General features: G+C 41.4%; 14 protein-coding genes. 4 read left to right on the top strand and 10 right to left on the bottom strand.

Annotated elements, in window-relative coordinates; all coding sequences use genetic code 11:
- Window positions 1-863: 863 nt before the first annotated feature.
- Entirely contained in the window at window positions 864-2,627 is a 1,764-nt protein-coding gene (locus RMY00_RS18525) for a WD40 repeat domain-containing protein (protein ID WP_322648935.1), read from the bottom strand.
- Between the two features lie 480 nt (window positions 2,628-3,107).
- On the bottom strand, window positions 3,108-3,503 hold the full coding sequence (locus tag RMY00_RS18520; RefSeq protein ID WP_322648934.1) for a hypothetical protein: 396 nt from the start codon (window positions 3,501-3,503) through the stop codon (window positions 3,108-3,110).
- A 313-nt stretch (window positions 3,504-3,816) separates the two neighbouring features.
- On the opposite strand from RMY00_RS18520, the gene RMY00_RS18515 reads away from it, so the two are divergent.
- Window positions 3,817-4,797, top strand: coding sequence for a dienelactone hydrolase (locus RMY00_RS18515; RefSeq protein ID WP_322648933.1), 981 nt, complete (start codon window positions 3,817-3,819; stop codon window positions 4,795-4,797).
- Between the two features lie 11 nt (window positions 4,798-4,808).
- A complete protein-coding gene (locus RMY00_RS18510; protein WP_322648932.1) occupies window positions 4,809-5,507 on the top strand; it encodes an SDR family oxidoreductase in 699 nt (232 codons plus the stop codon).
- A 1-nt stretch (window position 5,508) separates the two neighbouring features.
- On the opposite strand, the gene RMY00_RS18505 is transcribed toward RMY00_RS18510, so the two are convergent.
- The 7 genes from RMY00_RS18505 to RMY00_RS18475 form a co-directional block, all read right to left on the bottom strand.
- A complete protein-coding gene (locus RMY00_RS18505; RefSeq protein ID WP_322648931.1) occupies window positions 5,509-6,561 on the bottom strand; it encodes an aromatic ring-hydroxylating dioxygenase subunit alpha in 1,053 nt (350 codons plus the stop codon).
- A gap of 148 nt (window positions 6,562-6,709) precedes the next feature.
- On the bottom strand, window positions 6,710-7,147 hold the full coding sequence (locus RMY00_RS18500) for a secondary thiamine-phosphate synthase enzyme YjbQ (protein WP_322648930.1): 438 nt from the start codon (window positions 7,145-7,147) through the stop codon (window positions 6,710-6,712).
- A gap of 120 nt (window positions 7,148-7,267) precedes the next feature.
- Window positions 7,268-8,461 carry a pyridoxal phosphate-dependent aminotransferase gene (locus RMY00_RS18495; RefSeq protein WP_322648929.1) on the bottom strand — a complete coding sequence of 398 codons (1,194 nt, stop codon included), beginning with the start codon at window positions 8,459-8,461 and terminating at the stop codon, window positions 7,268-7,270.
- 464 nt (window positions 8,462-8,925) lie between these two features.
- Entirely contained in the window at window positions 8,926-9,144 is a 219-nt protein-coding gene (locus RMY00_RS18490; RefSeq protein ID WP_100900927.1) for a hypothetical protein, read from the bottom strand.
- 151 nt (window positions 9,145-9,295) lie between these two features.
- Window positions 9,296-10,336: a diguanylate cyclase domain-containing protein gene (locus RMY00_RS18485; protein ID WP_416212078.1), complete on the bottom strand. Its 1,041-nt coding sequence runs from the start codon at window positions 10,334-10,336 to the stop codon at window positions 9,296-9,298.
- Window positions 10,337-10,805: 469 nt separating this feature from the next.
- Entirely contained in the window at window positions 10,806-11,828 is a 1,023-nt protein-coding gene (locus RMY00_RS18480) for a tetratricopeptide repeat protein (RefSeq protein ID WP_322648927.1), read from the bottom strand.
- A 322-nt stretch (window positions 11,829-12,150) separates the two neighbouring features.
- A complete protein-coding gene (locus RMY00_RS18475; protein WP_322648926.1) occupies window positions 12,151-12,678 on the bottom strand; it encodes a GNAT family N-acetyltransferase in 528 nt (175 codons plus the stop codon).
- Window positions 12,679-12,753: 75 nt separating this feature from the next.
- Here RMY00_RS18475 and RMY00_RS18470 point away from each other — a divergent pair, with 75 nt between their 5' ends.
- Window positions 12,754-14,634, top strand: coding sequence for an ABC transporter ATP-binding protein (locus RMY00_RS18470; protein WP_322648925.1), 1,881 nt, complete (start codon window positions 12,754-12,756; stop codon window positions 14,632-14,634).
- Window positions 14,635-14,852: 218 nt separating this feature from the next.
- Here the strand turns inward: RMY00_RS18470 and RMY00_RS18465 are convergent, their stop codons facing one another.
- Window positions 14,853-17,753: a calcium-binding protein gene (locus tag RMY00_RS18465; RefSeq protein ID WP_322648924.1), complete on the bottom strand. Its 2,901-nt coding sequence runs from the start codon at window positions 17,751-17,753 to the stop codon at window positions 14,853-14,855.
- Window positions 17,754-18,180: 427 nt separating this feature from the next.
- Between RMY00_RS18465 and RMY00_RS18460 the strand changes: the two genes are divergently transcribed.
- Window positions 18,181-21,741: a WD40 repeat domain-containing protein gene (locus tag RMY00_RS18460; protein ID WP_322648923.1), complete on the top strand. Its 3,561-nt coding sequence runs from the start codon at window positions 18,181-18,183 to the stop codon at window positions 21,739-21,741.
- The last annotated feature ends 41 nt before the right edge of the window (window positions 21,742-21,782 follow it).

Below are 21,782 nucleotides of genomic sequence, written 5' to 3'. Positions count from 1 at the left end.
AGTCAGGTAGTCGGCTGTGCCTGAGCGACTAAAGTCACTGCCGTTGGCGTTACCATCGGTTGTCAACTCAGGTCTTTTGCTTTCAAGTGCCAGCACAGGAAAACATCTCAGTATTTTGCTAAAACCTAGATTTTCCTTAGAGTTGTTTTAAGTCAAAAGTGCAAAATTATACCCTTCGGAAATTTTAAAACATCTTTTATGAGTGTTAATAACGAAAAATAATCTATTATTCGACACTTGGAAATAGGAAACATGCAGATAACCTGATAAAAATTAAATACCGAAAAATTACTTGTATGTCTATAATTTAAGAAAAATCTTCGCATAATCTTTATGTTATTAACTTATAAATGGAAGTAGAACGGCGTAAATAATTAAAGGTTTGTAGTGATGATTTTAGTTCTCAAATAAGGGCTGAATCCCTTGCTATAAAAGATTTTAAAACGTTTTGTATTACTTAATATAATTTGATTTATTCTCGCTTCCTTACTGATATGTTATAAACACTGGGCTTAATATATTCTTTATATTTTGATCTCATCGTTTGCGTAATAACTTGATACTTGGGTTATTAGACAATAGACTTTTTGGCATTTGTCGGGAAAAGGGGGAAAGGTTCTGTATTGTCCTTTTTCCCCTCTTGGAAAAAGCACTTTTGCAAGAGACTCCATGAATACGGTTCACAACGAAGTAATGAAAATATTTCTTCTCCAGTCCCTATTTTCAAGTCAGGTCTAATGAAATCAAATCAGTCAATGCGATTACACTTCCCTAAGTCTCAGCCGATGACGCATCAACTACAGTTTAAAGATTTGTTAACGGAGTTCAAAATGGATGAACAGATGTGATTAATCGCGTCTCTACTAACTGCGTTGCCAAATTTTAATTGTCTTATCCAAACTCCCGCTAACTAACATCTCACCGGAAGCTGTGAAGGCTAATGCTGTGACTATATGAGTATGACCTGTAAACGTACCCAGCAATTCCCCGGTTTGTAGATGCCATAATTTGATGGTTTTATCTGCACTACCGCTAGCGATAATTTGTCCATCGGGACTTAATGCGATCGCATATACTCTATCTCTATGTCCTTTCAGAGTATGCAGTAATTCCCCACTCTCCAATTGCCAAACTTTAATGGTTTGATCCCAGCTACCACTCACTAGCATTTTACCATCTGCACTAATTGCCAAGGAACGAACGATGTGAGAATGACCCATAAGGGTATGCAGTGGTTGTGCGTCCTTTAAACTTTTTATCCCCGTCTGGGGTAAGGTGCGCCAGACTTTGATTTTGCGATAACTACCTGTAACTAAAGTTTCGCCGTCTTGACTTAAAACTAGGGAATGAGCAGCTGTATCATCTAAAGAGAGTGCGATCGCAACCTGACGTTGCATCAAATCCCAAAACAGAATTTTCCTATCATCTCCGCCTGTAGCTAACATTCTGCCATCTGGGGTAAAGGCAGCACACCGCACTACCCCATTATGTTTGTGCAAAATATCTATCAAGTCTAAAGCGCCTACATGCCAAAGCTTAATTGTGGAATCTGCACCGCAACTCACTAAAGTCTGTCCATCTGAACTAAAAGCTACGGAATTCACTTCATCCACCAGCCCAGATATCACCCAAGGATACTCTGATAATGTATCTATTAATTCACCCTTGCTTAAATCCCAGAGTTTCGTTTCTCCTCGACTACCACTTGCCAATATGGGTAAAGTGCCATTATTACACCCGGAACTGAAAGCTAGGCAATTAATACCTCTGGTGTGTCCTTGCAAAGTCTGCCAGCATTCCCAGTCACCGACTATATCCTTGAGGCAATGCTCTGATGGTAGAGTCTGTATTGTATCTGCGATCGCTAAATCATGAATTAATGGCGAGGTGTCTTTTTTACCAATAAGTGATTCTAAATACCAACTCACCCCCCCCGCATACAACAAGTTACTCGGATTAATGTAGAGTTTTGGTTCAGTAAGTTCAATTAGATTTGCAGGTAAAAAGCCTGTAATTATGCTCTGTTTTTCGTCGTATCCTAGCTTACCTGTAGATGGATAAAACAAACATAAAAAAATTAATACTTGGTGCTTTCTTAAGTCTTCTTGAGTAACCGACCACCTAATTTTGTTTTTCTTAATACCATTAAAACTTTCTCCATCAGCAACATAAACTTGAACACTTAGCTGAGGATTATCTTTTAATACATAAGAGAATTTGCTTTCGCTAGACAAATTTCCCTCATCATCTAAAACCATGTTTTCCACGGTATCTTGTGATACTTTTTTTACCAATTTTCCTAAGCGTTCAGTTATCACCCGGTCAACAATATGCTCCCGTAAAAGATAATCTTGGGCTTGTTGTTGGAAGTATTTGGGAAAAGGTATCGTCCAGTCAGGAGGTTCAGGATATTCAGGTGGCGTCGGCGGCGGATTTTTGGCAAGAATTTCTGCTTGTTGGCGAGAAAGTTCTTGGAGTCTAGCCAATGGCTCGCCCCAAAAAGCCATAATTTCAGTGTGACAACCTTTAACTTGACTTTCCAGCAAAGATAAGTCATAAGTTTTAGGTTTTTTCACACGTTGAAGGAAGTCAGCTTGTTGAGATTTGAGTAAGCTAATCCAATCCATCTGCATTCCTGGGGCAAACTATTGCATACCTACGGTAAGCTATACCAATGCAATTACTCAAGTTTATAACCTTAGTTAATTAAAAATACAGTAATCTTAGTAGTCTAATAAAATACAGCAATTAGCAGATGCTTCCGGGAAGGATAGAGATTATTGTACTTAGACATTTCATTAACTGATGCAGTTGAAGTATATAGAATTAAATGATCTCAGTCAATTCTAACGGAGATGGAGAACGAGATACTGTTTCCGTAGAAACAGTTATAACCGCAAAGGAAAGTTTAATGTGAGAGGGATTTCAAAGGTTGCCATAACGTTAAGTCAACAAATACTCACAGAAAAATAACGTACTACAGTACGGCGAAAGTAAACCACCCATCCCCAATCAATGAAACTCTTGCGGTATAATAGTTACGAATTACGTAAAGCCTGGGCCATAAGTTTGCTTAGAGTGTAGCCCATTACGAATTACGAATTATTTTAACCTTTGCGTTTTGGTTGTCTGGTTGTAGTACTTACATCAGAGGAGCCGCCAAAAGTATCCCTTGCTTCAATCTGTTTAATTTTCATTTGCAAATTCAAGTCATCACTGCTAACAATTGTTTCTAAATTTGCTAATCTTTGCTCTAACAGTTCTATTTGCTGCTGTTGCAAATAGTTAGTTTTTGATTTTTGCTCATCAGAACGCCAAACAGCAACCGTACCAACAGCCGCGCCACCAATTGCAACTAAAGGAAGAATAGCACCGCTTCTAGTAACGGCTGATAGTGGGACACAAACTCCGAGAATGGCGACTGTAATTACCCAGATTCTTGTGGTGGCAGATAATCTGACATCCTGGTATTGTTCTAGATTGGGTTGAAATTTTTTAGCCATAAATTTATCCAAAGAAAAGTTATTTGTTAAATTGGCACAATTGTTATTACGATACTTACTGCAATCTGCTGCAAGTATAATTCTTGTACTAGTATTTTTTAATTACCAGTAGATAAACATCATTCAACATAAAATGCCAATCACTGAAATGATTTTTCTGACTTTTATACAGACGCGATTAATTGCGTCTTCACTGCTACCTTCTTCCTTCTACTTAGTTACTTCGCTATTTTAGATCATTAGATTTTGCTTGCGAGGAGCAGTTGTACACTGAGAGGAAGATTTTCTTGAAGTCATAGTAAGGAAGGTACAGATGACAGTTCGTGCTTTTTTTGAAGCTGCCAAAGTTGAGGGTGTCCAGTCACCTTACGATACCATTCACCTGAAAATTCTCTATCCAGCACAGATACCGGATCAGTTAGAAAAAAGTACCGGAATTGAGCCAGCTAATCCAGAAAACGCACCTTTTCCAGTAGTGATTTTATTCAACGGCTTTAACTGTGATGCTCAACAATACCAATGGCTAGCGGTTAAATTGGCTGAACGTGGATTGGTAGTGGTTCTGTTTAATTGGATTACCGAAAGTCTACCAGGCATAATTAGCCTCACACCTGGGATTGATTTGGAAAAGATGAAACCCACAAATTATCGTACTGCTCCCACAGCTTCAGCTTTGCCAGCACTGCTAACTAAACTCGAACAGTTACAAAATCAAGGAGTTTTAGCAGGAATGTTGGATTTACAACGGATCATTCTCGGTGGACACTCTGCGGGTGGTAGGGTATCTATGGAAAATGCTGACCCTCGGTTTTTCCCTGGAGTTGCTGCATCTTTTTCTTATGGCGCAAGTAGCAGAGGAATTTTAACCATAGGGTATGAACCAGGAACTATCTTGCCTTTACCAGATTCCCTACCACTGCTACTGATGGGAGGAACCCGTGATGGATTCATGGTTAACAGTGGTGAACTCTATGGTGTAAGTCCTGGGGATGCTACCACCCCAGTCATCCGTACATTCCAAGAAGCAATCACTGGAGGACGAAATGATAGTTATCTGGTAATTTTAGAAGGAGCAAATCACTTTTCGATAGTTGATGAGCCAGACTCCACTACAGTTAGACCCTATCTCGACTTAGAAGCTACTCAATCCCAAGAAAACTTGCGTTTGCTGATGAGTGAAATTATTGGTCTGTTTATTGACACTTATGTTCACCACCAGCCAGAAGCATCCCAGGAGCTTGAGCAATTATTAACTATTGCCAATCCTCTGATAAAATCCTTTGAGCGTAAGTAGTTAAATTTATTATGACAACTGCATCTTATATTTTTCTGGCTGGAGCAAGTCGCGGTGTTGGTCGAGAAATTGCTCAATATCTCACAGCACAACAGCTAAAAGTTAAAGCACTCCTGAGAACAACAGCAGTTGCTAATGAACTAGAAAAAATCGGTATTGAGGTAGTTCTGGGAGATGCCTTGAATATTGAGGATGTGGAACGCGCAATGCTTACAGATGAACCGATTCACACCGTTATCAGTACAATTGGCGGTTTACCATCAGATGTAGAAAGACCCGATTACCCTGGTAATAAAAATTTGATTGATGCAGCAGTTAAAGCTGGGGTGCAAAAGTTTATTCTTGTGTCTTCCATTGGTGCTGGCAATAGTGTTGTTGCTGCCTCACCCCAAGTTTTAGCGGTACTGGGAAAAGTTTTAGCTGAGAAAGACAAAGCTGAACAACACTTAATTGCCAGTGGACTTACTTATACAATCATCCGTCCTGGTGGACTAAAGTCAGAACCAGCAACGGGTAATGGTGTTTTAACTGAAGATCCGCACATTATTGGTAGCATAAATCGTGCAGATGTCGCACAGTTAGTTGGTCGCTGTTTAAATAGCGATGCCTACGGCGGGCTGCGCCAACGCACCAATAATAAAATTTTGTCAGCAATAGACCGAAATATGCAGTTTGGACAAAAAGAATTTGCAGAATTTACTTTGGAGTAATTTAAGCACGCCACCGGAGTATCTGACCCTTGACAGGATTCACAAATTCTCGTCTTTCAGCGACAGATTTTGCATACTCTCGCTTTAACTGGTAATACCACTGCGCCTGCATATCTGAGTCTTTAATCAGTCGCAGCACGGGATTATATTTCAAACCAATCTGCTGCTTTTCTACAACCGTTCGGTCTTGGCCAATGAAAGTCCGCGCTAGCACATGTAACAGTGGCTTGAAAAACCCCACCCACGGAAGCGTCCAGTAAAGAGCAAAAGTTACCTCAGTTTCTGTGTCTGAAATTGGTGTAACTGCCGTTAAATTAACGACTCGATGGTTGCCAATTGTGGTTTCTTCGATTCTGACTCCAGGTAAACGAAAAGAAATCTCCGTTTCTGGCACACCACCGCCAATCAGCCAGTATAATCGACCCCCATTTGCTGGTAATCGGTGTCGTCGCATTGTGAAGCCATAGGGCGAAGCATCGAATTGCTTCACTTCTTCGTGCAGTTTTTCACTTCGCCACCACCAAGCGCGATGAACATAAGGTGAATGAGCAGGGTCCATCAGGCCCACTACCGCATGATCTATAAAACAAGGGAATTTTACCACTTCTACGAATTGGTGAGAGCGATCGCCAAACCCTGGAATTACCGGAATCTCTATTTCAGAAGCAGGTTGAGGATTATCGGGATCAGCCATATATATCCAGATATTCCCTTGGGCTTCCCGGATTGTATATGACTGTACATCAAAGCGCCTCAAATCCATCTGCTGTTCCTCTACAAGAGATGGAATCGCAGTGCAGCGTCCAGCCGGGTTGAAGCGCCAACCATGATAACAGCATTCCACTTCCTGCCCATTGAATCTACCACAACTCAAGGGCACACCACGATGCGGACAAATATCTGTCATCGCAGAGACTTTACCATCCTGGCTGCGGACTAGCAGCACCGGTTCTCCCAAGAAAATGCGGCTGATCATCATACCTGGCTTAATCTGATTACTAGGCAGAGCATAATACCAAGTATTACGTAATACAAAGTTATCGTTATTTTTCATCACTAATTGCGTCTGCCTTTAACACAACGAAAGTCTTGATTTGTGGAAAGGAAGGTTATGCTTGAAAACATTTTTTAGGGTTTTAATTACTGTAGGTAATTCTCTCAGATTTAGGTTGTTTTGAGAGGATTATAGGTGTGAAGTTGCATTATTCACCAGAAATTTGGAAAAATATCGTTCTTTTGCGCGGCCCATCCAACTCAAAAAACAATACAGATTGCCAGGTTCCTAGAGCTAATTTACCATCCACAATGGGAATTATCTCACTAGTTGTCAGCATCATTGCCATTAAATGAGAGTGGGCATTGATTGGTTCATCTTCCGGGACATCTCTTAAATGCAAGTCATTATGTAAATATTTGTCTGATTCAGGTGCTAATTTTTGCAAGAACACTTTTATATCTTCTAATAATCTAACTTCATCTTCGTTGATAGCTAAAGCTGTGGTTGTGTGTCGAGAAAATACTAAAACTTGTCCATTTTTAATTGATGTTGAAGCAAGAAAATCTTGGATTTGTGGTGTTATATTATGAACATTAATTTTTGATTCAGTTTCAATTTCAATTAACTTATTGATAATTGGCATCTCTTCAATTTATATTTGGAATTGTAAAGGAGGTACGCCAACACAGTCTAACGTTCTCATAAATTAAATATCAACTCCTAACTCCTGCACAGACGCGATTAATCGCGTCTCTACAAACTTCTAGCTTGTAACTATAGTTTCCAAACCTTGCACTAATCTTTCTATACCATCTTTTGCTGTATCTTTTTGCAGCGCACCGTAGGCAACGCGGAGATAGCATCCGTCATCCATACCAAAGGTTGTACCTGGAATAACTGCTACTTTATGTTCCTGGATTAGTCTTTTAACTAACTCCAAAGCATTCATCTGAGTATTAACTTTGAGGAAAAAATAGAAAGCGCCATTGGCAGGTGTAATGCTACATAAACCTTGTAGGCGGTTAAGGGAGTCGAGTACTAATTGTCGAACTTGAGCGATCGCACCTATATGACTCTGTAAATACTCCGCTTTTGCTTGCAATGCCCCTAAAGCTGCATATTGGGAAATTACTGGCGGACAAATCAAAATCGTATCCTGGACTTGTTTGATGGAGACAAATAAGTGTTTGGGAATCACCATATAGCCAATGCGCCAACTGGCAAAACCGTAGGCTTTAGAAAGGCTAAAAAGAGAAATGGTGTATTCGCTACTACTCGCAAATGCACCAGGGGAAACATGTTTTACCCCGTTATAGGTAAAGTATTCATAGGCTTCATCGCTGATATGGTAAATGCCGCGAGTGCCTCCGGCACAGCTTCGCTGAACGCCACAAATTTGATTTACTTGCTGCAATGCTGTTTTTGAATAGACAACTCCAGTCGGGTTATTTGGTGAAATTGTCACCACAGCCCGCGTTTTCGGGGTAATTGCTTGAGCGATCGCATCTGGGCGCAGTTGGTAATTTTCATCTGTCGCCACTAACACTGCACGACAACCAGCCATTGCGATCGCCATTTCGTGGTTGAAATAGTAGGGCGTATTCAGAATAATTTCATCGCCTGGCTCAGTTATTGCAAGAATGGCATTCATAAATCCCATATTGCTCCCGGCTGTCACCACGATACAGTTTTCCCCATTGATTTCAATACCGTTGAAGGTTTGCAATTTTTCTGCAAGTGCTGTCAGCAACGGGGGAATTCCTTCAACTGATTTGTATAAATTATTAGCGGGTTCGGCTAAGAATTTTGGTAAAAATTCTATCGCTTCCGGTGGTGGATTGTAATAAACAACACCCTGTCCTAGAGAGATTGTTCCAGGAGACTTTTTAATCAGTTCCCCAACCACAGGAATAATTGGCGACTGTACCGCCTGCATACGAGAGGTTAGGGATTCCATATTTCCTTGCCTATCTAATTACCTGGCTTTAGTATCCCTTAATGTGGAAGAGATGGAAAGTTCCTTTGTGATGGATTCCCACAACATGTTTATCTCTCGGATATCCCCCCAACCCACGCCAGTCGCTCGACTTGGGGAAACCCCAAGACCGCGCTGGCTCCCCTTAAAAAGAGGGGCTTTTTCTGATATTTCCCCCCTTTTTAAGCTACTGTGTATACACAAGTCGAATTACCCCCCTTAATCCCCCCTTGCAAAGGGGGGAAACCGGAAAATCTAATTCCCTCCCCTTTCCAAGGGGAGGGTTAGGGTGGGGTAAAACCGATATTTATCAACGACTTTAGACTTGTGTATACACGGTAGCCTTTTTAAGGGGGTCGCCGCAGGCGGGGGGATCTCATCTAAACTGCAACAGTGTGGGAGTATGCGACTAAAAAGATTAGTCTGATTTGCGATTACCCAAAAATTTAATCAATCGAAATCTGTTGAGGCCCACTTGCTTTGCCATTATTTGCATCTGTTGTGATGCTGGTGTAACTATTGGAGCGGGTCTGTTGATCCAGCCAGCTTTTTACAGGATCTTCTGCAAGATTGAGCCGAAGCACACCAGAGAATAACCCACCGACAAATGAGACTGGATGCTGGATAAATTCTTTGAATATAGGTGACAATTCACTAATGAACATTTAGAGACTCCTGGCACTGCCATAGAAAATTATTACTTCTTAATTGATCGTAACCTGTTGAGCAATATATGGTTTGCGGTAACGAAAGATACAAATTTTATCTGCTATGAACTGTTCTCCCGCCTATCCCCCTTTCCTCTTCCTTGACTGATTAATATTGCAAACCGCTATATTTAGACTCACATCTAGCTATTTCTTCGCTACTTTTACGCCATTTATAGTTCCAGGTCGAGCCAACTAGTAGGTTATTATGCCTGAAGCGATCGCGTCCTGCTGCCTTTGCCTGATATAATCCTTGATCCGCCGCCGTAACTATTTCTTCAAAGTTAGAACCTGGATTAGGAATTGCTGTGGACAACCCAGCACTTAAAGTTATATAAGAACTAACTTGTGAATGACTATGAGTTATAGCCAATCTCCGCACCGCAAAGCAAATTCTCTCGGCAATTTTCGTAGCACCAAGTTCATCTGTGTCAGGCAAAATCACAGCAAATTCTTCCCCACCATAACGGGCGACTAAATCAGCAGGGCGTTGAACAATATTTTTAAGGGCTTTAGCAATTTCTATAAGAGCGCGATCGCCTGCCTGATGACCATAGGTATCGTTGTAAAATTTGAAAAAATCTACATCAAGGAGGATGAGAGACAGAGGCTGTTGTAAGCGTGCCATGCGCCGCCATTCTTGGTTTATATACTCTTCAAAACGTCGGCGGTTAGCTACTTGAGTTAAAAAATCTATATTCACTAATGTAGCTAATCGCTGCAATTCTTCCTTTGCGGCAAAGAGTTTTTGATGTAGCTGCGATTGCTCAATTAAGCGTCTTAACCGTTGACGCAAAACTTGCCAGTTAATCGGTTTGATAACATAGTCCATTGTGCTGACTTGAAATACTCGCTCAATTAACTCAGTATTTTCAAGTTCTGCAATCATTAAAACTGGAGTATGTTTGTTTTTTTCAGTACTCTGTAACACAGAGCAAAACTCAAACCCATCCATATCTGGCATGATAGCGTCAAGGACTACTAAATCGGGGTGCAATTGGTAAAAAATATTTATTGCTTCCGTGCCATCTTTTGCCTCTACCACTCGATACCCTGATTGTTCTACCAAAAGTCGCAGTTGATGACGGTTAAATTCTTTATTGTCAACAATAAGAACTAAACATTGGTCTCCTTGATGAGTAGCTTTCATTGTTGTCATCAACTATTTTTCATGTAGTTATAAACTTTTGTGCTACAAATTGTAAATTTTATAACCTTTAGCTATAAAAGCAAAATTATCGAAAGAGAAAAATTCTTTAATCAACAGCTTAATAACTGGCTCATCCAATATTACATACTCAAACTTAAGAGTCTGTACGGTTTCAGACATTTGGTTCATTAGTACAAAAATTTTGGCAAGGGCTGCCCAGTCATAGGTGAATCGTTGCTATCAAGGTTAACAGTCTTTCTTGAAAATATATACTTAACTAATAAAATTTATATGTTACTTAAGTATGAGCTTTACTATCAAATAATAATATTCAATGTTTCGGTGTATACAAAAAATCTTTTCAAACATCCTCTTAGAGTTATACCAAGTTGAGAACTTTTTGAGCTTCAAGAACAACAAAATTCCCGACTTTTTGAAGAAGTCGGGAATCTTAGTCTGTTGCATCAACCTACAGAGAATCTATAAACTGCTGTACTTTTTCTAGGAGTGGCTGATGTTCGATTTGCTCTGCTAACTCTTGGGCGTTTTGATAGCACGATCGCGCCATTTTTTTGCGTTTAGTTGTGGCGTAAAGGCTTCCCATATTCAGCAGAGTTGAAATTTCTCCCAGTCCATCGCCGAGTTGTTGATAAATCGCAATGCCTTGCTTATAGAATTTCATTGCTTGCCGATGCTCTGCCAGAGTGCTGTAGGTATAACCAATGTTATGAAGCGTTGTTGCCTCACCAGAGCGATCGCTGATTTCTCGACGTGTCAAAAGAACTTGATAGTAAAGCAATAGCGCTTGTTTCGGTTTTCCTAAATCAGTATAGATTGAGGCAATATTATTTAAAGTGGTTGCTTCACCAACCAAATTCTTGACTGCTCGTTGAATTGGAAGCGCTGCTTGAAAAAATTCTAGAGCTTCCTCAAACTTGCCTAAGACATTGTAAGCAAACCCAATACCATTTAGAGTTGTTGCCTCACCAGAAAAGTCACCTAACAAGCGGCGCATCCTCAAAATTTGGTGTTGCAGCAACAGTGCCCGTTTTGGTTCTCCTAACCGGGTATAAATTAGTGCTACATCATTAAGAGTAGAAATTTCACTTTGAGTATCTTGCGATCGCCTAAAGATTGGCAGTGCTTGTTCAAAATATTCTAATGCTTGCGAAAAACGCCCTAGATGGCTGTAGGTAGAACCCAAATTGCTAAGTGCAGTTGCCTGTGCTGACACGTTGCCAATTTCAACAGCAACCGAAAGCGCCTGATAAAAATGCTCTAATGCTTTTTGAGGTTGCCAGCAACTGAGGTGAGCTAAACCAAGGTCGTTTAATGTATAACCTTCTCTGGCTCTGTCTGGAATTGATCTAGCCAAGTGTAAATTCTTCGTTGTCAGCTCCAGAGACTCTTGGAATCTCCCCCGTTGGTAGTAGCGGCTTGCTTCGTCACGACGTTGTTCCCACTCTTTGACTTGATTTAAAGATTGCGTCATCTGGCCTCAGTTGCATTCTGCGATAAATGGCAGGACATCTTTTAGGAATGAACCTCTCTTAGGTTTCCCAAATTTTAACCTTAATCATCTACCTTTAGATATAAGACTTTAAGATAAAAATATGGTATTGTTTCATACTTAAAGCATATACATAAAGTAATTAATATAAGTAACATAGTCGCAACGCACAGCTATACGCCCCTACCAAAGACCTAAAGCATATATTCTCTATAGCTTTATTGAATTTGTAGCAGTGGTTTTTATGTGTAACAATTTGTTCGCCGATGATTTTATGGGGTGCGATATTCTAATAGTTTTAAGATTACGAAATGTAAAGGGAATCATCCGCTTGCCATTCTGAGGTTGAAGCAGCATAGTATACTACATCATGTCCGTAATAGCTAGCATTCTTTTCGTACTTCATTCCTACCTTTTGAATTACTCGCCCTGAAGCAATGTTTTCTGGATGAGCGATAGCTACTATCCGATCTAGCTTCACTTCCCAAAACCCGAACTTTAAAGTTGCAATAGATGCTTCAGTTGCCAGTCCCATGTTCCAATAGGATTTGTCAAACACATAGCCAAGCTCAACTTCCGGCGTATTTTCTAGAAATCCAAGTCCACACCGGCCAATCATTACACCAGTTTCTTTGTATATTACTGCCCACATACCAAAGTTGTATTGTTGCCACTGCTGGATATGTTTGTTTAAACTTGCTTGGGTTTGTTCCCTTGTTCTTAGCGACAGATACCTCATGACTTCTGCATCGCTGTAGAGGCGAAATAGGTAATCGAAGTCGTTTAGATTGAAGTGCCTTAGTCGCAATCGTGCAGTTTCTATCTCAGGCATGGTATTAGAAAAACAGGACAAATGCTACTTTAAACATGCGTATTTTTTTATAAACATTAATATAATGCTCTTACTATGAGCATCTACCAATCTCTCAAAAAATCTTATACGCAAGACCATCGCCCTGAAAATGACTGGCGGTTGTTTTTGCGTTTAGTGCCTTATGCGCGTCGTAGCGGACGGCTGTTGGCGCTATCAATGGGCTTACTCGTACCGTTAGCCCTAGCTAATGCCGTACAACCACTGTTGATTGGCCAAGCTATCTCCCTAATTCGTCATGAACCAAGCACTTACGAATTTCTCAGGAATCGCCCCATGTCCGAAGGGCTAAATATCCTGGAGGGATTATTGTTAGTTGCGATCGCCAGCCGACTGATTTTAACAGGCTATCAGGGTTATTTAGTACAAAAGCTAGGGCAAAAAATCACCGCAGCAATTCGCCAAGACTTATTCCAACATGTGACATCATTAGCAGTACGCTTTTTTGACCGTACACCCGTAGGTAAATTAATCACCAGAATCACCAGCGATGTAGAAGTGTTAGGCGATGTCTTTTCTACTGGGGCGATTGGCATAGTGTCCAATTTGTTTTCTATGCTGGTGATTTTGGGTTTAATGTTTTCCCTTGAATGGCAACTTACTTGCTTGCTGCTAGTGATGTTGTTACCAATTAGCTGGTTAATAGTTTACATTCAGCAACAGTATCGCAAAGCCAATTACAAAGGGCGGGAAGAACTTTCTATACTGAACTCACAGTTACAGGAAAATGTGGTTGGCATTAACGTAGTGCAGTTGTTCCGTAGGGAAAAATTTAATGCCGAATTGTTTCGTGCCACAAACAGCCGCTACACTCAGCAAATGGATAAAACCATCTTTTATGATTCATTTATTTCAGCCACCTTGGAATGGATTGGTCTGATTGCGATCGCAGGTGTTTTGTGCTTGGGTGGTTCGTTACTATTAGGAAAAAGTTTAGCTTTTGGAACATTATCTGCATTTATCTTGTATGCCCAGCGATTATTTGATCCTTTAAGGGATTTTGCGGAAAAATTTACAGTAATTCAAGCAGGTTTTACTGCCATAGAACGCGTAGGCGATATATTAGATGAACCGATAGAAATCCGCGATCGCGCCAATGTCCGCTTCTCAATATTGGATGCAAAATTTGGTTACATAGACGAGATTGTTGCAAATCTAGAATCTCCAGACCTAACTTCCCCGCCTGAACTGGGAGAAATTCGTTTTGATCACGTCTGGTTTGCTTACAAAAATGATGATTACGTAATTAAAGACTTAGATTTCACCATTCATCCAGGCGAAAAAATTGCATTAGTCGGCCCCACAGGTGCGGGTAAAAGTTCGATCATCCGTCTTTTGTGCCGCCTCTACGAACCCACCCAAGGACGCATTCTCATAGATGGCATAGATATTCGGGAAGTCCCACAGGCAGAACTGCGGCGTTACATGGCAGTAATTTTCCAAGAAGGCTTTTTGTTTGCTGGCGATGTTAAAAGCAACATTTCTTTAGGAGATGGCTATACCATTGAACAGATTCAACAAGCAGCAGAACAAACCAACATTGCCCAGTTTATAGAAGAATTACCCCAAGGTTATAATACTCAACTTCGAGAACGGGGCACAAATATTTCTAGTGGTCAAAAGCAACTATTAGCCTTTGCGCGGGCTGCCATTCGCAATCCTCAAATTTTGGTACTAGATGAAGCTACCGCTAGTTTAGATGTTGGCACAGAAGCTTTAGTTCAAGAGGCACTAAACCAGCTTTTGCTCAGACGTACTGCCATTATTATTGCTCACCGTCTATCTACAATTCGCAATGTAGACCGGATTTTTGTTCTAAAGCGCGGCGAATTAATCGAACAAGGAAGCCACGAGCAACTAATACAAGAAGGAGGGCTTTATGCCACTTTACATAACTTGCAGATGTTGGGAACTTAGGATATTTTCAGAATAATGTGAAGGGGGGAAACAGCGATCGCTCAGAGGATTCGTTAGGAATAAACAGTAGACTATGCGTAGTTTACCGCCGTAGACATCGTCCAAAATTATCGTGTAAGGGAAGTGCGATCGCTAACTAGGATTAAAGTGAGAGCGATCACATTCAATAAATTATGTAGCGATCGCGCCACACTAACAGAAGTGATGACCCATAACTGTTACCCTAAATTAGTGAAATCCCACAGACTAAGGGTGTTGGCTTGTACCCCAATTAGTGTGGCTAAGAGTTCACCATCCTGTTTACTGACTAGAGTATTGCTGGTATCAGTGCCAATGCCTTGGGTAATAGTGATCTGTTCAAAGGTCAGACCATTCAATAGACCTAGATAATCGCTACCGACTGTAAAGTTGAAAATAGTGTCACTTCCAGACTCGCTCGTTAGCACAAACATATCACGACCGCTACCGCCGTATAGTGTATCTTCACCCGTTCCACCATTGAAGATATTGTCACCGTCGTCATCGTAAAGGCGATCGTTTCCTGTGCCGCCATCAAGGTAGTCATTACCTTCTCGGCCATCGAGAAGATCGGCATCTGTACCCCCAATCAGAAAATCGTCACCGTTTTCGCCATCGAGAGAGTCTTTACCACCTTCGCCAAAAATGATGTCGTTGCCATCTCTGGCGTTAACAACATCATCGCCATCTCCAGCGTGAATGATATTGACTCTGGCATCGCCGATGATTTCATCTCTGAAGGCAGAGCCGATCACATTTTCAACATTAAAGATTTGGTCAGTGCCAGCATAATTGTAGCTGCCATCATCGTTATAGCCGCCAGTGCCAAAGCCATCAGTAGCTTGATTTTGCTCTAAGTTAACTGTGACTGAACTAGGATCACGGCGATAACTAACGGTATCAATGCCATCGCCTCCGTCAAGGGAGTCATTGCCAGCATTGCCAACTAACAGGTCATTCCCAACTAAGCCTAAGATGCTGTTACCTAAGTTGTTGCCAATTAAAACATCATCAAATCCAGAGCCAATGATATTTTCTAAGTTTCGTAAGGTATCTGTAGTGCCAAAGCCGTCTAAAGCTTTGCCTGCGGCGATCGTAAAGTTTGGTTCTGTGTCGGTAGGTATGAGGCTGGTAGAAACTATGGTTGTGTCGAAAGAACCACCGGGATTTTGGTAGTTCTGTGCTTCATCAATATTGACGACTACACCACTGAGGGAGTTGTCGTAGCTGACAGTATCAATCCCCTCACCGCCGCTAAGGGTGTCGTTCCCACCTTCTCCCTTTAGCGTATCACTACCAGAATTGCCTAATAGCTGGTCTGCACCGTCTCTACCTTCTAGAAGATTGGCGGCATCATTGCCGGTAATGACATTATCTAGATCATTACCGTAACCATTGCTGGCATCATTTCCTAAAAGATTCAAGTTCTCGACGTTAGATCCCAGAGTATAGCTGCTGCTTGAGGATTGAACGGTATCTATGCCGCTTGCAGTGTTTTCAATGACAACATCACCTACATTGTCTATCCAATAAATGTCATTACCTAGTCCACCACTCATTGTATCGACACCTGCGTAACCATAGAACGTATCGTTACCTCGTTCTGTTCTAGTGACTAATGCATCATTACCATTCGTGCCTTTAATAATGTAAAAATCATTAGGATTTAACCCCAGAAGATTGATCAGATCATCTGCATTAGTAGGGACATTAAAGCTTGTAGTTTTGGAAAAACGATAGTTATTAGTTGGTATCGGAATAGTCGCGCTACCACCAACTAGCTTGAAGTCTTTGAGAATTTGCAAATTTCGTTTGTTAAACAAGGAAATATCAACGAGATCAGTATTTGGACGGATTGTTTTAAAGCCCAACTTAATTTCAGTGCCAATATTGACTTTGAACTTGCCAGCTTCAAGAGTTGCTGAGAGATCTGCATACAGTCCATAATTCAAAACGTAACTGGCTTTGTTATAACCCCAATCAAATTTAACAGTTGCTTTACCATCGCCATCGGTGTCTAGAAATTTCTTAAGCTCAGTTGTGTTTAATACTTCAATACTGTTTGATGATCCGTTGCTAGTTCCACTAAGAGTCAGAGATTTGCCGTTTTCAAAGGTTGCGCTAGAACTTTGTTCTGAAAGATTTAATTTTCCATTATATTTAATCTTCAAGCTGGACTCAATAGAAAGGTCTAAAAGTTTGTAGTCAATAACATAGCCACTACCCTCAATTCGTTTTGCTAGAAGATTGAGATATGGAAATGCCTTTGCTCCCAGTTTGTTTAGGCTAGCACCCAGCTTGAACAAAGGGATTTCTCCTGATAAAGATCCATTCGAGTTGATATTTATTCTTTTAGAGATATTCCTTAGATCAGATGTTAGTTTTATGCCTTCATACTCACTTTCAAGTATGCCCTTACTAGTCTGCTTTTTTCCATATATACCTGTAGCTTTCCCTTCGATTATCTTCTTTATACTGAGATCGACTAGGGAAATTGAGATAGGAGGAGCTGTTTTGATACCACTAAAAACTCCAAATCGAGGTAAATCAATAGTCTTACTTATTTTTCCCAAACTGCCTTTGATTTTACCATCAAAGGCTAAAGCTCCAATGTCAATGTTGGCAAGCAGACTTGCTTTAAAATAAGCTTCGGGTAACTTGACTGACAGACTCGGATTACCACTAAACGCTGATATTGTTTTAGCAGATAATTCAATTCCATTCCCCCCACCACTGGGAACAAAAGCAAGTAAGTCTGTTGAACCTGTTTGCTTGACACCGATTTTGACACCACCCAGATTGTAGCCTGCCGATTCTACTAGAAGTCCAGCCTTGGCATAAACTTTAGCCAGAATCAGCTCACCAGAAGCCTCTATTTTTGCTCCAGATTTCTTAAATCCATAAGAAAAGTTTTCGCTATAACCGCCGTTAAATATCTTTTGAACTTTTGGATAACCTTTAAAGATATCTTGAAAAGCCTTAGTGCTTGTGTCGATTCCGATAAACTTGTTTTTTACATCAAGCGCTTTAAGACCAGCAGCTTGGTTAAAATCAAGATTAACTGTCTGAGCGTCTCCAGTAACATTTAGCTTCAATGGCATAGTAGATTTTAGGTGTAGAGTTTATAGATGCGTTTTCCGAAACAAATTTTGAGCTATGGTTGCCCCTCCCAAACCCCAATAAATTAAGCGTGATCGCATCCCAATTCCAAACCATTAGTCAGAAAAAACTAGCGAACGAATAAACATCGCCGTTCACAACTGCTATGGCTCAACTAGATGGAAAATTTATCGCACTCAACACCTTCCGGTGTTTGGGTAAACACTTTACCTGTGTTTAATCATTGGGCAGATTCCTGTGCTACAAATGAATCACATCAATACTCTACAGCCTGGTATAAAGTTTGACGGTCGGAAAAGGTCGGGAAAAAGTCGGATCTTTTTGGTAGATTTACGTAAACTTTAAGAAAAAATAAAGATTATGGTGCAAATATCGTAGTTAACCTGGTTTTTCTACGTGGAAAGATAAATGACGGTTGAAGAAGCGATTGCACTAGTTGAGCAATTATTGAAACGAGGACGCTTAACAAAAGTTCAAGAAATTGTGTTTCGTTATTCCTGGGAAGGGAAAACTTACTTAGAAATGGCCAAAGAAGTCACATACGACCCAGGTCATATCAAAGATGTTGGTTCACAACTATGGCGATCGCTCTCTCAAGCTTTAGGAGAAAAAGTTACTAAAAATAACCTGCACGGAGTACTGAAGCGAACTGCACAGCGACAAAAGGATACAAACGCCTCCTCAAACTTAAATTTTCAACCCGTCACAAACTGGGGGGAAGCAATCGACGTTTCTCAATTCTATGGACGTACTGCTGAATTAGAAACCCTCAGCCAATGGATTGTACGCGATCGCACTCGTGTAGTCACACTGTTAGGTATGGGTGGCATGGGCAAAACCGCACTCTCGGTGAAGTTAGCAGAACAATTGCAGGGAGAATTTGAGTATGTCATTTGGCGATCGCTCCGGCACGCACCTTTTTTCTCTGACAAGGTGACGGACTGCATCAAAATCCTTTCTCATCAGCAAGTTACCACATTGCCTGCTTCCCCTCATGAGCAAATTACTTGTTTAATCGAGTACCTCCGCAAATTTCGATGCTTGCTGATTCTGGATAATTTCGACACATTATTGCAGCAAGGTAAAGGGACAGGCTGTTACCGTGAGGGCTATAAACCTTACGGTGAACTTTTGTGGCGATTGGGAGAAACACAGCATCAAAGCTGTGTCCTGCTCACCAGTCGGGAAAAACCCACTGAAGTCGCCGCTTTGGAAGGCGATGGTTTGCTAGTTCGTACCCTTGCTTTATCAGGATTAGAAGTTGCAGTAGGACAAACAATTCTGACACTCAAAGGGCTATTAGGCTCCGAAGGCGAAACCCGCCAACTAGTTGAATGTTACCGTGGTAATCCATTAGCTTTGAAAATTGCCGCCACCTCAATTCGGGACTTATATGAAGGCAACATCGCCAGCTTCTTTGCCGAAGGCACAACCGTATTTAACGGCATTGGCAATCTCCTAGAGCAGCAATTCAAAAGACTCTCTACCTTAGAGCAGCAAGTAATGTATTGGCTGGCAATTAATCGGGAGAAGGTTTCCCTGACAGAATTGCAAACAGCCTTCACACTGCCATTGCCTAAGCCTAAGTTAATGTCAGTACTAGAATCTTTACGCTGGTGTAGCTTAATAGAAAGCAATACTGGAGGATTCACACAGCAACCTGTCGTCATGGAATACGTGACAGGCTGCTTGATTGAAAAAGTCTGCCAGGAAATAGTCACAGAATCACCACAATATTTGCTGACTCATGCTTTGATGCAAGCCCAGGCAAAAGACTACATCCGCGATAGTCAAATTCATCTGATTGTGCGGCCTGTTTTAAATCAACTACAAATAACCCTTGCCTCTGTTCATCAGCTTGAGTATAAACTTGGCAGACTAATTATAAAGCTCCAAAATGAAGTTATAGATCCAGTTGGATATGGTGGCGGTAATCTGCTGAATTTACTGACACAATTAGAAACCGATTTAACTGGCTATGACTTTTCGCGTCTCACGATCCGTAACTGCGATTTACGTTTGCTTAACTTACATCGGGTCAACTTTACCCAAACAACGTTTCGAGAGTGTGTTTTTGCTGCGACCTTTGGCGGCATTACTAGCGTCGCCTTTAGTCCAGATGGGCGCTGCCTTGCTACCAGTGATACAAATGGTGAAATTCATGTTTGGGATGTTAGCAATAGTAAACAACTCTTTAGCTGTAAAGAACATAACAGTTGGGTTTGGAATATTGCTTTTAGCCCTGTATATCCAGTTTTAGCTAGTTGTGGTCAAGATAATACAATTAAACTTTGGGATACTACCACCGGAGAATGTTTCAAAACGCTGTATGGACACACTAGTATTGTCACAGCGATCGCATGGAGTCCTGACGGTCAACTCCTTGCTAGTACTAGCTATGATCACACAGTTAAAGTCTGGCATCTAGCCACAGGGCAATGTGTGCAAACTCTCCAAGGACATAATGCTTGTGTGTGGAGTGTAGCTTTTCATCCCGCAGGTCAAATCTTAGCAACGGCTGGTGAAGATAACACAATCAAGCTGTGGGATTTAGAAACTGGATGCTGTGTACAAATCCTAGAAGGGCATCAGCATTGGGTAAAAGCGATCGCCTTCAGTCCACAAGGGCAAATATTAGCAAGTGGCAGTTTTGATCAAGCTGTGAAACTGTGGGATTTACATAATAATGTGTGTTTAATGACCTTGCAGGGACACGTAGGAGTCGTGACCTCAGTAGCGTTCAGTCAGGGTAAACAGCTAGCCAGTGGCAGCTATGATCAAACCGTGAAGATTTGGGACATAGACACTGGGAAATGTCTCGATACTTTGGAAAAGCATACCAATCGGATTTGGTCAATTGCTTTCCACCCTCAAGGACACTTAATTGCTAGTGGTGGAGATGACCACGCGGCTAGAGTCTGGGAGCTTCAGACTGGAAAGTGTACTAAAAGCTTGCAAGGACACAGCAATGCTGTTTATGGGATCGCTCACAGTTGGCAGCAAAACTTACTTGCTAGTGGACATGAAGACCAGACAATTAAACTCTGGGATGTAAATCTCAATGCCCCGCAAAGCTTAAAGGCTGACCTCCAGCCTTTTCGTGTACTACATGGACATAAAAATCGTATTTTCTCTGTTGCCTTCAGTGCCAACGGAGAGTTTCTCGCCAGCGCCAGCGCAGATCGTACTATTAAACTTTGGAGTCCGCATACAGGACAATGCCTGAAAACCTTGCATGGTCACGGTAGTTGGGTCTGGGCGATTGCTTTTAGTCCAGACAGTAACTTGCTAGCTAGTGGCAGCTACGACCATACAATCAAGATATGGGATGTGCCTTCTGGTGAATGTTTGCAAACATTGCAGGGGCATCCTGGTTCTGTATTAGGGATCGCATGGAGTCCTGACGGAAAGACTCTCTTCAGCAGTGGCTATGAAAAGATAGCTAAACGCTGGGATATTGAAACAGGAACCTGTCTTCATAGTTGGGAGGCAGACTCAAACCGTGTTTGGGCAGTTGCGGTGAGTCCAGATACTCAATACGTTGCTACTGGTGGTGATGATTCCTTAGTGCGGCTGTGGGATATCCACACAGGGCTTTGTCTGCGTACATTTTCTGGACATACCAGCCAGGTACTCTGTATTTTGTTCAGCAACTGTGGCGATCGCATGATTAGCAGTAGTAGCGATCGTACTATTAAAATTTGGAATGTAGTTACTGGAGACTGTCTTGCTACACTACAGAATCATCTCAATTGGGTATGGTCACTGAATCTGAGCCACGACGCTCAAACTCTTCTCAGTGGTAGCTGGGATGAAACAATCAACTGTTGGGATATTACTACAGGGCAATGTCGACAAACTTTTAGACCAGTCCGCCCCTATGAAGGCATGATTATTACTGAAGTGATAGGGTTGACTGAAGCAGAGCTAGGAACTTTAAAGGCTTTGGGGGCGTTAAAAGTGAATTAATGCACAACTGAGCGCACTCTTTTTACACTGTGGTACCTATC

It is taken from the genome of Nostoc sp. ChiVER01 (assembly GCF_034531155.1).
In the GTDB taxonomy this organism is placed as follows: Bacteria; Cyanobacteriota; Cyanobacteriia; order Cyanobacteriales; family Nostocaceae; genus Nostoc.
The sequence above is the reverse complement of the archived record's forward strand: the minus strand, read 5'-3'. Positions and strand labels throughout refer to the sequence as shown.

Coding starts and splice junctions, on each gene's coding strand:
- RMY00_RS18475 (WP_322648926.1), bottom strand. CDS start 12,678: ATGCCTGAGATAGAAACTGCACGATTGCGACTAAGGCACTTCAATCTA.
- RMY00_RS18460 (WP_322648923.1), top strand. CDS start 18,181: ATGACGGTTGAAGAAGCGATTGCACTAGTTGAGCAATTATTGAAACGA.
- RMY00_RS18525 (WP_322648935.1), bottom strand. CDS start 2,627: ATGGATTGGATTAGCTTACTCAAATCTCAACAAGCTGACTTCCTTCAA.
- RMY00_RS18520 (WP_322648934.1), bottom strand. CDS start 3,503: ATGGCTAAAAAATTTCAACCCAATCTAGAACAATACCAGGATGTCAGA.
- RMY00_RS18485 (WP_416212078.1), bottom strand. CDS start 10,336: ATGAAAGCTACTCATCAAGGAGACCAATGTTTAGTTCTTATTGTTGAC.
- RMY00_RS18495 (WP_322648929.1), bottom strand. CDS start 8,461: ATGGAATCCCTAACCTCTCGTATGCAGGCGGTACAGTCGCCAATTATT.
- RMY00_RS18500 (WP_322648930.1), bottom strand. CDS start 7,147: ATGCCAATTATCAATAAGTTAATTGAAATTGAAACTGAATCAAAAATT.
- RMY00_RS18465 (WP_322648924.1), bottom strand. CDS start 17,753: ATGCCATTGAAGCTAAATGTTACTGGAGACGCTCAGACAGTTAATCTT.
- RMY00_RS18505 (WP_322648931.1), bottom strand. CDS start 6,561: ATGAAAAATAACGATAACTTTGTATTACGTAATACTTGGTATTATGCT.
- RMY00_RS18470 (WP_322648925.1), top strand. CDS start 12,754: ATGAGCATCTACCAATCTCTCAAAAAATCTTATACGCAAGACCATCGC.
- RMY00_RS18515 (WP_322648933.1), top strand. CDS start 3,817: ATGACAGTTCGTGCTTTTTTTGAAGCTGCCAAAGTTGAGGGTGTCCAG.
- RMY00_RS18510 (WP_322648932.1), top strand. CDS start 4,809: ATGACAACTGCATCTTATATTTTTCTGGCTGGAGCAAGTCGCGGTGTT.
- RMY00_RS18490 (WP_100900927.1), bottom strand. CDS start 9,144: ATGTTCATTAGTGAATTGTCACCTATATTCAAAGAATTTATCCAGCAT.
- RMY00_RS18480 (WP_322648927.1), bottom strand. CDS start 11,828: ATGACGCAATCTTTAAATCAAGTCAAAGAGTGGGAACAACGTCGTGAC.